Origin of the sequence: Yoonia rosea, from assembly GCF_900156505.1 — a bacterium.
GTDB classification, from domain to species: domain Bacteria; phylum Pseudomonadota; class Alphaproteobacteria; order Rhodobacterales; family Rhodobacteraceae; genus Yoonia; species Yoonia rosea.
Genome location: NZ_FTPR01000001.1, coordinates 366,402 through 378,871, shown reverse-complemented (window position 1 = coordinate 378,871; position 12,470 = coordinate 366,402). Strand labels below are relative to the sequence as shown.

Genomic DNA, 12,470 nt, shown 5'->3' with positions numbered 1-12,470 from the left:
TGGATCATGATCCACCTTACGACAGGCTCACACCGCGCCTGCCGGCAAGGTCTGTGAAATACTGCCAGGCCACCCTGCCCGAGCGGCTGCCACGTGTGGCCTGCCATTCGATGGCTTCGGCCCGCAGTGTCGCGTCATCAATCGCGACACCATAGGCATCGCAATAGCCGCGGATCATCGCAAGGTATTCATCCTGATCGCAGGGGTGGAAGCCGAGCCACAGACCAAAGCGATCAGACAGCGACACCTTCTCTTCCACCGCCTCGGACGGGGAAATCGCAGATGAGCGCTCATTCTCGATCATATCGCGCGGCATCAGGTGCCGCCGGTTGGATGTCGCATAAAGAACGACATTATCAGGCCGCCCTTCGATCCCGCCATCCAGAACCGCCTTGAGCGATTTGTAATGTGCATCGTCGTGCCCGAAAGACAGGTCATCACAAAACATGATAAAGCGCTCGGGCGCGCCGCGTAGCAGGTTCAGGCAACGGCCGATGCTGGGCAGATCCTCGCGCTGGACCTCGACAATCTTCAACGCCGGATAATCCGCACTCACAGCGCCATGTATCGCTTTGACAAGGCTTGATTTTCCCATGCCACGCGCACCCCATAACAGCGCGTTGTTTGCTGGCAATCCAGCAGCAAACTGAACCGTATTGGCCATCAGCGTATCGCGTGACCGGTCGACGCCAACCAGCAGTTCAACACCGACGCGGTTCACCCGCGCGACAGGGACAAGGCGATCAGGATCAGGATGCCAGACAAAGGCCGAGGCTGCGCTAAAATCAGGGGTCCCGATGGGGGCCGGACTGATGCGCTCAAGCGCGGCAGCGATCCGTTTCAGGGCCTTCTTGCTCACCCTTTGGTACCCTCATCAGCCGCAGCCTCGCCATCCGAAAGATCATCCTCATCGATGTCAAAGAGGCTCTCGTTTTCGCCAATGATGCCTTCTGCACGGGCGGCGCGGTCTTTCTTGCGCTCGACCGCAGCGACCAGATGAATTGAGATTTCATACAGCCCATAGACGACGACAAAGAGGATCAACTGCGTCGTGACATCAGGTGGTGTGACAAGGGCAGCCACAATCAGGATACCAACGACAGCGTATTTGCGTGTCCCGCGCAGGCCGCGCGAACTGGCCAATCCGGCCGATCCCATCAGGGTCAGCAGCACAGGTAGCTGGAAACACACGCCAAAGGCCACGATCATCTTCAGTGTGATATCAAGCGTCTCGTTCACCTTGCCGTTGAAGACGATATCGACACCGCCTTCCGATAGATCAGGCGCGACACTCGGCAATGTCAGCCCGCCACCCGCAGCCGGCAGAAGGTCGGTTCCGGGGTTCGGGACTGCCTCTGCAGCGATGGCCTGCACAAAAGAAGGCAAATCCGCAAACCCAAGGAAAAATGCCATCGCCAGCGGCACGACAATGTAATGCGCAAAGGCCGCCCCGATCAGGAACAACACAGGCGAGGCAATGATGAACGGCAGAAAGGCGTTCTTTTCATTGCGGTAAAGGCCGGGCGCCACAAAGCGCCAGAGCTGATAAGCGATCACGGGAAAAGACAGCGCCAGCCCGCCCACAACCGAAATGCGGATCAAGGTAAAGAAATACTCTTGCGGCGCCGTATACTGCATCACAGGGTTGGGATTGCCCAAGGACCGCATGGTGCGCTCAATCGGCGCCAGCAAAAAATCCAAAAGGGCACCGCCGAAGGAAAAGCAGATAATCATGCCGACGAGGAAAGCCATCACGGAATAAATCAGCCGCGAGCGCAGTTCGGTCAGGTGTTCCAGCAGCGGCGCTGCGCTGTCTTCGATCTCGTCTCGGGCGCTCATGTCTTGGCCTCTGGTGCGGGCGTATCGGGTTTGGGGGCCTCAGCAGCTGCGGCCTTGGCGGCGGCCTCTTCTGCCTCACGCGCCTGACGGGCAAGCGCTGCATCACCCATCGCCTTGCTCATTTTCTCTTTTGCGGCCTGACGTTCGGGCGACAAGGGTGTTTCGGTGACACCGGTCGCTTCCTTGATCTTGTCGACGCCGAATTTCTTGGGGTTAGCTGCCGCGTTCAGTGTCTTGGAGATATCCTTGACGCCAGCATCATCGGCGGCCTGCTCCATCGCACGCGAAAACTCGCGCGCCATCATACGGGCCTTACCGGTGAATTGCCCTATCGTGCGGAACAAGCCCGGCAAATCCTTGGGCCCGATCACAATCAGGGCCACAATGCCGACAACAAGCAATTCGCTCCAGCCAAGACCAAACATCAGACGCAGTCCTTATTATGCGGCAAAGCGATCAGACTTTGTCTTTTTCTTCTGCGGGCGTCACGTCTTTGGCGTCGGCCATGCCGTCTTCGATTTCTTTTTTGCCATCATCGACGCCCTTTTTGAACGCTGTAATGCCTTTGCCGACTTCGCCCATCAGGCTGGAAATCTTGCCGCGGCCAAACAGAACCAGAACCACAACAGCGATCAAAAGAAGGCCGGGAAGGCCGATATTGTTAAGCATGTCTCTTCTCCTTTAGCGGGGCGTGCCCTGCGTCATTTTATTCTCTTCATTGAACAAATAGGGCCGGATGCGCCACAAGGGAAGCGCGAACTCGCGATTTTGGCGGCTGGAGAGGCCTTTTTTGCAAGGGTTTTTTGATAGTTGTGACAAAAACTTGTCAGTTGTCAGAAAATTGACAAAACTATCCCGAATCGAAAGGAAAACCATGCGCCGTGCCGACCGCCTTATGCGTCTTGTTCAAATCATGCGGGATGGATCACTGCACCGCGCCAGTGATCTGGCGCAAGCGACAGACGTATCATTGCGCACCATTTACCGCGACATGGAAACGCTCGCCGCATCGGGCGTCCCGATCGAGGGTGAACGCGGGATCGGCTACCGCGTGACCGCCGCAATCACCCTGCCCCCGCTGAACCTGACCATGACCGAGGTCGAGGCGCTGCATCTGGGCCTAAACGCCGTGATCCAAAGCAACGACCCTGAGCTTTCGGCGGCGGCCCGCGCCCTCTCGGGCAAGATTGATGCCGTAATGCCCGAGGACCGTGGTCGCGCACCCAGCGGCTATGGCTTTGCAATCTATCCTTTCGCCGATGCCGCGCGGGGCTTTCAGCATCTGCCGATCCTGCGTCAGGCCATGCGGACGCGGCAAAAACTGGAACTTGTCATGGACAACAAAAAGCGCATCGTGCGGCCGCTCCAGCTTGATTACTGGGGCCGCCTTTGGACATGCGTCGTCTGGTGTGAAACCACTGCGCAATTTGATGAGATCAGGGTTGACCAGATCGCCAGCCAGCGCATTCTGCCAAGCCTCTTTGTCGATGAACCCGGCAAGGCACTTAAGGATTTCAACCGGCTCAAGGCCTAGAGCCAGTCTTCTATGCTGATCTGCGGACGAAAATAGGCCACCATACGCATCTCACCCAGCACATCCTGCGGCCAAGGTGCGACACCGTGCAGAATATGGCGATCCAGCAAGACCGCCTGACCGGGTTCGGCAACAACTTCGACCCGGTCACAGGTCGCGAAAACCTTGCGGCGCGCATCCTGATAGACCTCGGTGACATCCACATGACCCCATTGCGCAGGCGGGATGCCAGCGAAAGCCGCATGGAAAGCCGTACGCATGATGTCATGGCTGCCACGCCAAACCACCAGCGGGCTGGCACGCACCGCATCAAGCGGCAATCCCAGAATAAACCCGTGTGGTTCGCGCAAATGCCGCCGCTTTTGCGGCCCTTCCGGCAAAAGCCCGTCCACATGCGCGGCATCACGATCCCGCCGAAAGCGATGTGCCGCCTCACTTTCGCCGGGGTCCTGTTGCGGATACCCCGGAAAAACAACAGAAAGCTGCGCGCGGTGCCAATTGGGCGGCGCCTTTACGTGGGCTTGCCAAGCACCTGCCAGAGGCACGCCACCGATGCTCCCGTCAGGGGCATTAGGCAAAGCGTCAACCCCGACAAACCATGTGCCGCCATGCCGTCGCGCGCCACCATCGCCAAGCACCGTGATGGCGGCCAATTTTGCAGCTGCAGCCCACCGTGCCACCGCGGCATCCGGTGGAAAGACGCAAAAGCCGTCCTGCCCTACCATCCCAGCGCTTTGCGCAACATATTGAGCGCCACGAGGATCAGAAAGACGCCAAAAATGCGCTTGAGTGGTTTGGCATCCATCCGATGCGCCAATGCAGCCCCCCACGGTGCCGTAATCAGGGTCATCGTGACAACCAGACCGAAGGCAAGAAAGTTCACCGCACCGATGGTGAAGGGCGGTACCACAGCGATATCGACCAAGAGAAACCCGATCACCGAAGGGACCGCGATAATGACACCGAACCCCGCTGCCGTCGCTACGGCGCGGTGGATTGGCACGTTGAACAATGACATGAGAGGAACCCCGAATGATCCGCCGCCGATCCCCATGAGCACCGAGAGGAACCCAATAACAGGCGACAGAACCGCCCGCAAAACACCTTTGGGCATTTCTGCGCCCAAGCGCCACTTTTCACGCCCGAAGGCCATGTAAACCCCCACCATCGCCGCCAGCACACCGAAAATTGCCTGCAAAACCTCGGACCGCAGCGTCGAGGCCACCAACATGCCAATTGCAGCGCCAATGGCGATCCCGATCCCCCACCCTTTGAGGATAGACCAGTCAACTGCGCCTTTTTTACTGTGCGCAGACAGCGACCGCAGCGAGGTGACAATGATCGTCGCCAGCGATGTGCCCAGACAGATTTGCATCAATTCGGGGCTGTTATAGCCTAATCCGCTGAAGACGTAGAAAAATGCAGGCACCAGAATGATCCCGCCGCCGACACCCAAAAGCCCCGCCAACACACCCGAGAATGCCCCAAGCGCCAAAAGCAAACCGGCCATCGTGGCCAGCAGCACCGTATCTTCCATTTGTTTTTCCCTTTAGGCCGCTTTTCGCGTCACGTGATCGAGAGCGGCCAAGACAACGTCCGGTCCTGCCCCATCAACATGGGCGTTCTCGGACAAATGCCTGCGCCAACCCCGTGCACCGGGGCGGCCCTGAAACAGCCCCAACATATGGCGCGTCACCTGCCCCAAACGGCCGTTCTTTGCAAGGTGATCCGCGATATAGGGCAACATCAGATGGACGACTTCTTCGGCTGTGCGCCCTAAGGGATCGTCAAAGATACGCGCATCCGCCTCAAGCAGGATATCCGCAGGTGTATGATAGGCCGCGCGCCCGATCATAACGCCGTCCAATCCGCGATCGAGGAAATCCACCGCATCATCCAATGTCGCGATACCGCCATTGACGCTTAGATGAAGATGCGGAAACAACCCCTTCATTTCCATCACTAAATCATAATTCAATGGCGGGATATCGCGGTTCTCTTTGGGGCTCAGCCCTTGCAACCATGCCTTCCGCGCATGCACCGAAAACCTGTGGACCCCCGCCGCAGAAACTTGGGCCAGAAAATCGGGCAGCACCACAGCCGGGTCCTGGTCATCCACGCCGATCCGGCACTTGACGGTCACAGGAACGCGCACTGCCGCGATCATCGCTGCCACGCATTCGGCAACCAAAGCCGGGTTTTCCATCAGCACGGCGCCAAAGCTGCCTGATTGCACACGGTCAGAGGGGCACCCGCAATTGAGGTTGATCTCGGCATAGCCGAAGTCCTCGGCAATCCGCGCCGCTTGCGCGAGCTGCGCAGGATCAGACCCGCCCAACTGCAGCGCCACGGGATGCTCGCGCGCATCAAAACCCAACAGGCGTTCTTTATCGCCATGCACCACAGCCGGCGCTGTCACCATTTCCGTGTACAGCAACGCATGCCGCGACATCAGGCGATGGAAAAACCGGCAATGGCGGTCCGTCCAGTCCATCATAGGCGCAATAGACAATCTCGCTGCCGCAGTGGCTGCGTTGTTGGGCATTCAGCTTTCTCCTCGGGTCCGATAGCATTGGGGACAGACGCACGGGGCGCAGCATACGCAAACGATGCATGACGCGCCACCCTACAGAGTGCGAAGACAGGTACACTGCGGTGTTCGGATGGGTCGAAAGTTGGCAAATGGCCAAACTGGTGAATCTGCCACAATCACTTTCGCAGCAACCGTTCCATTCTGGCTATGAAATTCGAGGAATCCTGCCCCTAGACCGGTCCGGTCCTACATTTCGGGCAAGAAAGCTGCAAAGCTGTCGATACCGATTTCCATGTCTGGTCCAACTAATCGGAACAGGGATTGGGCCGCGCACAGTGTTTGCACGCGACCCTAGCGAAAAGCGGATCAGGCGGTCGCACGGCCCAAGGGATCAGCGATCTGGTCACGGTGCAAGTAGATCACGGCGATACAGATGAGGCCAAGGACCACCGCAGGAACAGCCGACGGACCGAGGATGAACAAATGGGCCAAAACCGCACCGACCATCGTTGCACCGAGGAGTGCTGCGGCCAGTACCTGTTTGCCGGGCAACCACAGAAGGATTGCGGCACCGACCTCAAGCGCGCCGGTCAGATAGCGAAACCACTGGCCCACGCCGATCGCATCATAGGTACCAACCATCATTTCAACGCCAGCAAGTTTTGCACCACCTGCGGCGACAAACGCGAGCGTCAGAAGGCCGCGAAGGCCGAGCGAGACATATTTCATTGAAAACTCCTAGAATGTCATTTTGCTTGATATCTGATCTAAAGCGCCGCAAATTCGCAATCAACGCGCGATTTCAGGCATGACATGCGCGAAAATTGTACAGGTGGCTCTTTGGATAAATGGACGGAATTGCGCACGGCCTATCACGTGGCACGCCTTGGCACTGTGAGCACGGCTGCCGAGGCGCTGCAGCTACACCGCGCAACCGTAAACCGCCATATTGATGCGCTGGAAGCGGAGATCGGCACCAAGATCTTTCTACGCCACGCACGGGGCTATACGTTGACCGAGGCTGGCGAAGATGTGCTTCGGGTCGCCCAGAAGGCCGATGAAATGATCCAAGATCTGGCAGGCCGCGTCAAAGGTGGCAAGAGTCAGATAGACGGTGAAATCAAACTCACGCTGCTTGCGCCCTTTGCGGGATTTCTCATGGAAGCGATCCAGAAATTTCGCATCGAAAATCCGGAATGCGCTGTCAGGATCGATGTGACAGAGGATCTGGCCCGCCTCGAATACGGAGAGGCACATATCGCCCTTCGGGCAGGCAACAAACCGGATCATCCCGACTACGTGGTCACGCATTTCGGCGACATCACGTTCAACCTTTACGCCCATGACAGCTATCTGACACGGCACGGGCCGGCCGGTGTTCATGATGGTTTTGAAGGCCACGCTTTCGTTTTGCCTGACTTCCCACTGGAGCGCCTTCCATTCGGCGCGTGGATTCAGGACAACGTCGATCCAAGAGCGGTCGCCCTGTCGTCCCGCGATGTCGGGATTATCGAAAGGGCCGTCTATTCAGGCCTAGGCTTGGGTTTTCTCAGCGACGCAGAGGCCCAGAAGCGTGATAATCTGCGCGTGATCTTACCGGCCACTGCGGATTGGACCGTTACGGGGTGGCTCATCACCCATGTTGACCTGCATCGCACGGAAAAGGTGCAGGCGATGCTTTCATGTATCAAGCACTTCAAATCAAAACAGGATCGGTAAACAAGCGCAGCCGAGGTGTTTTTCCAGAACTGATACAGGTCAATCTAAATGCGCCAACCCAATGCTTCATCGACGCCTGCATGACGGATTGCTGTTTCAATCGTTGGAGCCAGACCCGTTAATCAGGGTAGCCATAAGAAAACTGCCGGCGGGCCCCAAGGCCTTGTCTTTCCGTCTGGCGACGACGATCTTGAAGCGTGGCATTGAATTGGACGAGTCCCACTGCGCAGGGAGCAGTTCCACAAGCTCTCCGCGCATCAGATCGGCTTCAACCATCGGTCGTGGCATGGACCCCCAGCCGATGCCTTTCTTCACCAGTTCATAGCGCAGACGAACATCGCTTACGCGCCACTGGTTCACACCGACAACGCCGTATGCCGTACTATCGGTCACCGCCTTTGGGTCTGACACGACAATCTGCAGATGGTCCCGCATCGCCTCTTTCGGAAAGTGTGGTGGCAGTTCTGCGAGTGGATGGTCAGGCGCTGCAACGGCGACAAAGTCCATCTCTGCAATCACCCGACTTTCCAGATCCGGTTCTGATTTTGGCGACAACAGAAAAAGGCCAAGATCTGCGCGGTTTTCCAGCAACTGCCCCGATGCGTCTTGCGGCCGCACCGCATTGATCCTGAGCTGCACCATCGGATATTCGCTCTGAAAATGGCGCAAGGCTGGCATGAATATCGAGAGCGGCAGAAAGGTCTCGACAACCAATATCAACTCAGCCTCGATACCCTTTGACATGCTCTGGGCCTGCACGCGAAATTCACCCAGGTCGTCCATGATCCGACGGATGCGTGGCAACAGAGCGCGGCCTTGTTCGGTCAAAGTGGGGCGGTAAGCGGTCCGGTCGAAAAGTGGGACTCCGCTTTGATCTTCAAGCTTTTGAACAGCATAGGTGATGGCCGATTGCGCGCGACCGAGCTTTCGCGCAGCCGCGGCAAAGCTGCCTTCTTCGACGATCGTGAGGAATACTGTGAATTGATCCAGAGTAATTGCATCCATAGCGTTCAGATTATCTGAACAAGAACTTCGAAACTATCACTATTTTTTAGTTTTTTATTTCTGCGTATGACTCTCATCAGGCGACAAATGTCGAATGAAAATTTTGAGAGGTACCCCCGTGATAAGCTCCACACTCAACACCGCGCCTGTATCCAAAGGCGCCAATATCAGCATATGGGCAGCACAAGTGATCGGCTCGGCTCTCTTCCTCATGTCGGGAGCGATGAAACTTTTCACGCCAATCCCGGAACTTGCGGCGATGATGCCATGGGCGGGCGAATACTCGGAAGGCTTCGTCCGGTTTATCGGCGTGGTCGATCTAGCCGGTGGCCTTGGCCTGCTACTGCCATCCTTGACGCGCATCATGCCGCGCCTAACCGTCGTCGCAGCGGCTGCCTGTGTACTGCTGCAGATCCTTGCGATCCTGTTTCACGCCTCGCGTGGCGAATTCGAGGTTCTGCCTTTGAACGTCGTTTACATAGGCTGTGCTCTGATCGTGCTTTGGGGCCGTGGCCGAAAGGCACCGATCACGCCGCGCGGCTGAACACACATCACGCGCTTGGGGGAAGTCCCAAGCGCCTTTTTGTCCGATACTAGTTTGAGATACCAATGACCAAGACTCTGCCCACCTACTTTATCTCGCACGGCGGCGGCCCATGGCCTTGGGTCCCCCCCATGCGCGAATTCTTTGCCCCGCTCGAGGCTTCGCTCAAACAGATGGTCGCCGACCACGGCGAACGCCCCAAAGCGATCCTGATGATATCGGGACACTAGGAAGAAGATGATGTGGCCATCATGGGCGCGGCGAAGCCCCCGATGATCTATGATTATTCCGGCTTTCCGCCGCATACCTACGAAATCACCTATGACGCCCCCGGTGCGCCCGATGTCGCGGCCCGGACCCTCGCGCTGCTGCAAAAGGCCGGGATTACCGCAAGGATCGACCCGGATCGCGGTTTTGACCACGGGCTTTATGCCCCGATGGAGGTCATGTACCCGGCGGCCGACATGCCAATCTTTCAGGTGTCGATGCTGAAATCCTACGACCCGGCTGATCATTTCGCTATTGGCCGCGCATTGCGACCACTGCGGGATGAAGGAATCATGATCGTCGGATCGGGCCTGAGCTTTCACAACTTGCGTTTGCCGCGCGGTGTCGGGAAAGACCCTTCGGCAGAGTTTGATGCATGGCTGTTTAACGCGATGATGGCAGCACCTGATGTGCGGCACAAAGCCATGTTGAAATGGGAAAGCGCCCCCGCCGCGCGTATCTGCCACGCAGAAGAGGACCATCTGGTGCCGATCTTCGTCGCACTTGGCGCTGCGGAGGATGAACCAGCAGAACGGATTTATCACCATACCAGCGAAATGACCGGCATCACCGTTTCGAACTACAAGTTCGGTTGATCCGCATCACTGCCACAAAACTGCAGGGCGCCGGTCGTGCTTGATCGCTTCACGGACAGAACGGTTGGCCTTGCTTAACAAAACATTGAAAAGGAACAAAAAATGAATCTTCTCGTACTTGGCGCCAGTGGACGCACAGGCAAGCATATCGTTGACCAAGCCCTGTCCAGAGGGCACCACGTGACCGCATTGGTGCGCAACCCAAATAGCATGCAAGCGCAAGACGGCCTGACGGTCATCAAGGGCACGCCGACGAACCCGGCTGACCTTGCCGCAGCAGAGCAAGGCAAGGACGCGATCTTGGTTGCGCTCAACAACCCGCGCCAATCCGATGCGCCATGGGCAAAGCCGATTACGACGGAAAAGATTCTGACAAAGGTCGCTGAGAATATCATTGCCCTTGGCAAGAAGCGTGTCGTCTTTTTGTCGGCGGCTGGTGTCGGAGATAGCTTTGAAACGGCCCCTTGGTTCATGCGGTTCATGATCAAGCGGACCAACCTCGGGTATGCCTACGCGGATCACAACAGCGTCGAACAAGCGTTTCGTGCTTCTGACGCGTCTTGGACCCTCGTGCGGGCGATGGGGCTTTCCAACAGCGAGAAGGAGAAAGCGTTGATCGTCGGAACGGCAACGACCCCCAAGCCGGGCATGATGGTACGTCGCAGCGCCGTTGCAAAATTCATGCTGGATTGCGTTGAAAATGACAGCCACGTTGGTCAAACCCCCGTCGTCTCTGAGAGATAAAGCCAAAATCGGTTCGTCGGAAGCGACGCCCCTGTAGTACACGGCATGCCTCGAATTCGAGGTGCCGTGACGCGGGCGCGCACAAGACCCCGAAATACCAAAGAAAACGAAAGCGGCATTCTATGGGTCGCCAGGTGTGTGGCGACCTTCGTTGGCATCCTGACACGGGTTTTAGTGTTTGCCTTTATAGGGCGGCAACCGTCGAATATTTCGGGAAGCAGCGCAAATCTTGCGCGCTTCCGAAAACGAGATTTGGTTCAGTCACTCCACTGTCAAGGCTGTGAATGTGGCATTACAGCCTGATGGTCTGACCCATGTTACAAGTGACGGCGTGTTATTCCGTTGACGCGCCGGTCGTCAGGTTGCCTCGGCAGCGGGCGAGATGGACGAATGATCAAACCATCAGGGTGTCGAATCTGGGTGCCACCGTCAGCTCCGTGCTGGTAATACTTTTCCTGCGCATTTACCAAAGCCGATCCGGTATCCGTCGCCTTTCGCGGCACCGCGCATCGTGATTGTGTCACCGTCTTCGATAAAGCTACGGGTTTCGCCAGTGTCCAAGGTCAGCGGTTCTTTCCCGCCCCAGCTGAGTTCGAGCAAGGCGCCACGGCTTTCCTTGGATGGGCCAGAAATCGTGCCCGACCCCAGCAGATCGCCCACCCGCATCGGGCAGCCGCTGCTTGTGTGATGGGTCAATTGCTGAGCAGATGAATAATACATCTCGCGATAATTGGTGCGGGTGATGACAGTTTCATCTTTGCCCTCAGGCGCAATCGCGACCTCTAGGTCGATGTCATAAAGCATCGGGCCTGTGTCTTTGAGGTGATCCAAAAGATCAAACTCACGTTCGGGTGTGTCGACACGGAATGGCTCTAGCGCGGCGGCCGTCACGATCCACGGGCTGATTGTGGTGGCGGTCGCCTTGGCCTGAAACGGTCCGAGCGGCTGGTATTCCCAAGCTTGGATATCACGTGCGGACCAATCATTCAGGATCACATAGCCGAAGATATTCGCCATGGCGTCATCAAGGCTGATCGGCCCGTCGGAGGGGACGCCAACGATCGCACCCATTTCCAGTTCGAAATCGAACCGGCGGGACGGCAGGAAAGATGGCACATCTTGGTTTGGCCCCTTCAACTGCCCCTGCGGACGGATGACGTCAGTCCCGTCCACCACCACCGATGAAGCGCGCCCGTTGTACCCGATGGGAATGTGCAGCCAATTGGGAGGCAAGGCGTTTTCCGCACCACGGAACATTGTGCCGACATTCGTCGCATGGTGGCGCGATGCGTAGAAATCGGTGAATTCCGAGACACGGAACGGCATAAGGAGCTTGGCCTCTGCCATCGGAACGAGGGCTTCTTCTATATGTGACGGATCAGATCCTTCGCTGAGGGATTTGGTAAGAGCCTCTCGAAAGAAGCGCCAAAACCCCGGCCCAAGCGCCATGAAATCATTCCAGCTTTCTTGCAGAAAAGGATTGTCATGCCCGTTCGGGATCAGGTTTGCGTGACTCAGGTGCCCGTTCTCGACCAACTTGGGAAGGTCAATAATTTTGTCTCCGATCGCGACTCCCATACGTTTGTTTTCGTTCGGGAGCGAGAACACCCCATAGGGCAAATTGTTGAGCGGAAAGTCGGTGTCCGGCGCGTTTGCGCTTTCGATCCATGAACGAATAAGAGTCATCTG

General features: G+C 57.2%; 16 protein-coding genes. 6 read left to right on the top strand and 10 right to left on the bottom strand.

All coding sequences use genetic code 11. The features are described from left to right. Positions 1-16: 16 nt before the first annotated feature. The 4 genes from B0B09_RS01820 to B0B09_RS01805 are packed head-to-tail and all read right to left on the bottom strand — an operon-like array spanning position 17 to position 2,508. A complete protein-coding gene (locus tag B0B09_RS01820; RefSeq protein ID WP_076658127.1) occupies positions 17-859 on the bottom strand; it encodes an ATP-binding protein in 843 nt (280 codons plus the stop codon). Next, complete coding sequence (gene tatC / locus B0B09_RS01815; RefSeq protein WP_055292413.1) at positions 856-1,839, bottom strand: twin-arginine translocase subunit TatC; 984 nt, start codon at positions 1,837-1,839, stop codon at positions 856-858. Before tatC ends, B0B09_RS01820 begins: the two co-directional genes overlap by 4 nt. Then, entirely contained in the window at positions 1,836-2,264 is a 429-nt protein-coding gene (gene tatB / locus B0B09_RS01810; RefSeq protein WP_076658126.1) for a Sec-independent protein translocase protein TatB, read from the bottom strand. Before tatB ends, tatC begins: the two co-directional genes overlap by 4 nt. Before the next feature lie 31 nt (positions 2,265-2,295). Beyond that, positions 2,296-2,508, bottom strand: coding sequence for a twin-arginine translocase TatA/TatE family subunit (locus B0B09_RS01805; RefSeq protein WP_055292409.1), 213 nt, complete (start codon positions 2,506-2,508; stop codon positions 2,296-2,298). A gap of 205 nt (positions 2,509-2,713) precedes the next feature. On the opposite strand from B0B09_RS01805, the gene B0B09_RS01795 reads away from it, so the two are divergent. After that, positions 2,714-3,373, top strand: coding sequence for a helix-turn-helix transcriptional regulator (locus B0B09_RS01795; protein WP_076658124.1), 660 nt, complete (start codon positions 2,714-2,716; stop codon positions 3,371-3,373). Here B0B09_RS01795 and B0B09_RS01790 read toward each other — a convergent pair. The 4 genes from B0B09_RS01790 to B0B09_RS01775 all read right to left on the bottom strand — a co-directional run bounded on the left by B0B09_RS01790 (position 3,370) and on the right by B0B09_RS01775 (position 6,635). Next, complete coding sequence (locus B0B09_RS01790; RefSeq protein WP_311135447.1) at positions 3,370-4,053, bottom strand: hypothetical protein; 684 nt, start codon at positions 4,051-4,053, stop codon at positions 3,370-3,372. The genes B0B09_RS01795 and B0B09_RS01790 overlap by 4 nt on opposite strands. A gap of 38 nt (positions 4,054-4,091) precedes the next feature. Beyond that, entirely contained in the window at positions 4,092-4,910 is an 819-nt protein-coding gene (locus tag B0B09_RS01785; RefSeq protein WP_076658122.1) for a sulfite exporter TauE/SafE family protein, read from the bottom strand. Between the two features lie 12 nt (positions 4,911-4,922). After that, the gene (gene dusA / locus B0B09_RS01780) at positions 4,923-5,918 is read right to left on the bottom strand and encodes a tRNA dihydrouridine(20/20a) synthase DusA (protein WP_076658121.1); all 996 of its coding nucleotides are present in this window, start codon (positions 5,916-5,918) and stop codon (positions 4,923-4,925) included. A gap of 354 nt (positions 5,919-6,272) precedes the next feature. Beyond that, positions 6,273-6,635 (bottom strand): DoxX family protein, encoded by a 363-nt coding sequence (locus B0B09_RS01775; protein WP_076658120.1) that lies wholly within the window; start codon positions 6,633-6,635, stop codon positions 6,273-6,275. Positions 6,636-6,746: 111 nt separating this feature from the next. Here B0B09_RS01775 and B0B09_RS01770 point away from each other — a divergent pair, with 111 nt between their 5' ends. Continuing rightward, positions 6,747-7,625, top strand: a complete 879-nt coding sequence (locus B0B09_RS01770) for a LysR family transcriptional regulator (protein WP_076659733.1) — start codon at positions 6,747-6,749, stop codon at positions 7,623-7,625. Positions 7,626-7,721: 96 nt separating this feature from the next. On the opposite strand, the gene B0B09_RS01765 is transcribed toward B0B09_RS01770, so the two are convergent. Next, positions 7,722-8,630 (bottom strand): LysR family transcriptional regulator, encoded by a 909-nt coding sequence (locus tag B0B09_RS01765; RefSeq protein WP_076658119.1) that lies wholly within the window; start codon positions 8,628-8,630, stop codon positions 7,722-7,724. A gap of 94 nt (positions 8,631-8,724) precedes the next feature. On the opposite strand from B0B09_RS01765, the gene B0B09_RS01760 reads away from it, so the two are divergent. The 4 genes from B0B09_RS01760 to B0B09_RS01750 all read left to right on the top strand — a co-directional run bounded on the left by B0B09_RS01760 (position 8,725) and on the right by B0B09_RS01750 (position 10,781). Then, on the top strand, positions 8,725-9,174 hold the full coding sequence (locus tag B0B09_RS01760; protein WP_110549912.1) for a DoxX family protein: 450 nt from the start codon (positions 8,725-8,727) through the stop codon (positions 9,172-9,174). Between the two features lie 65 nt (positions 9,175-9,239). Continuing rightward, a complete protein-coding gene (locus B0B09_RS18080) occupies positions 9,240-9,404 on the top strand; it encodes a hypothetical protein (protein WP_242654321.1) in 165 nt (54 codons plus the stop codon). A 21-nt stretch (positions 9,405-9,425) separates the two neighbouring features. After that, complete coding sequence (locus B0B09_RS01755) at positions 9,426-10,037, top strand: DODA-type extradiol aromatic ring-opening family dioxygenase (protein WP_242654385.1); 612 nt, start codon at positions 9,426-9,428, stop codon at positions 10,035-10,037. 102 nt (positions 10,038-10,139) lie between these two features. Then, positions 10,140-10,781, top strand: coding sequence for an NAD(P)-dependent oxidoreductase (locus B0B09_RS01750; RefSeq protein WP_076658117.1), 642 nt, complete (start codon positions 10,140-10,142; stop codon positions 10,779-10,781). A gap of 429 nt (positions 10,782-11,210) precedes the next feature. On the opposite strand, the gene fahA is transcribed toward B0B09_RS01750, so the two are convergent. Next, positions 11,211-12,467 (bottom strand): fumarylacetoacetase, encoded by a 1,257-nt coding sequence (gene fahA, locus B0B09_RS01745; protein ID WP_076658116.1) that lies wholly within the window; start codon positions 12,465-12,467, stop codon positions 11,211-11,213. Positions 12,468-12,470: the final 3 nt, after the last annotated feature.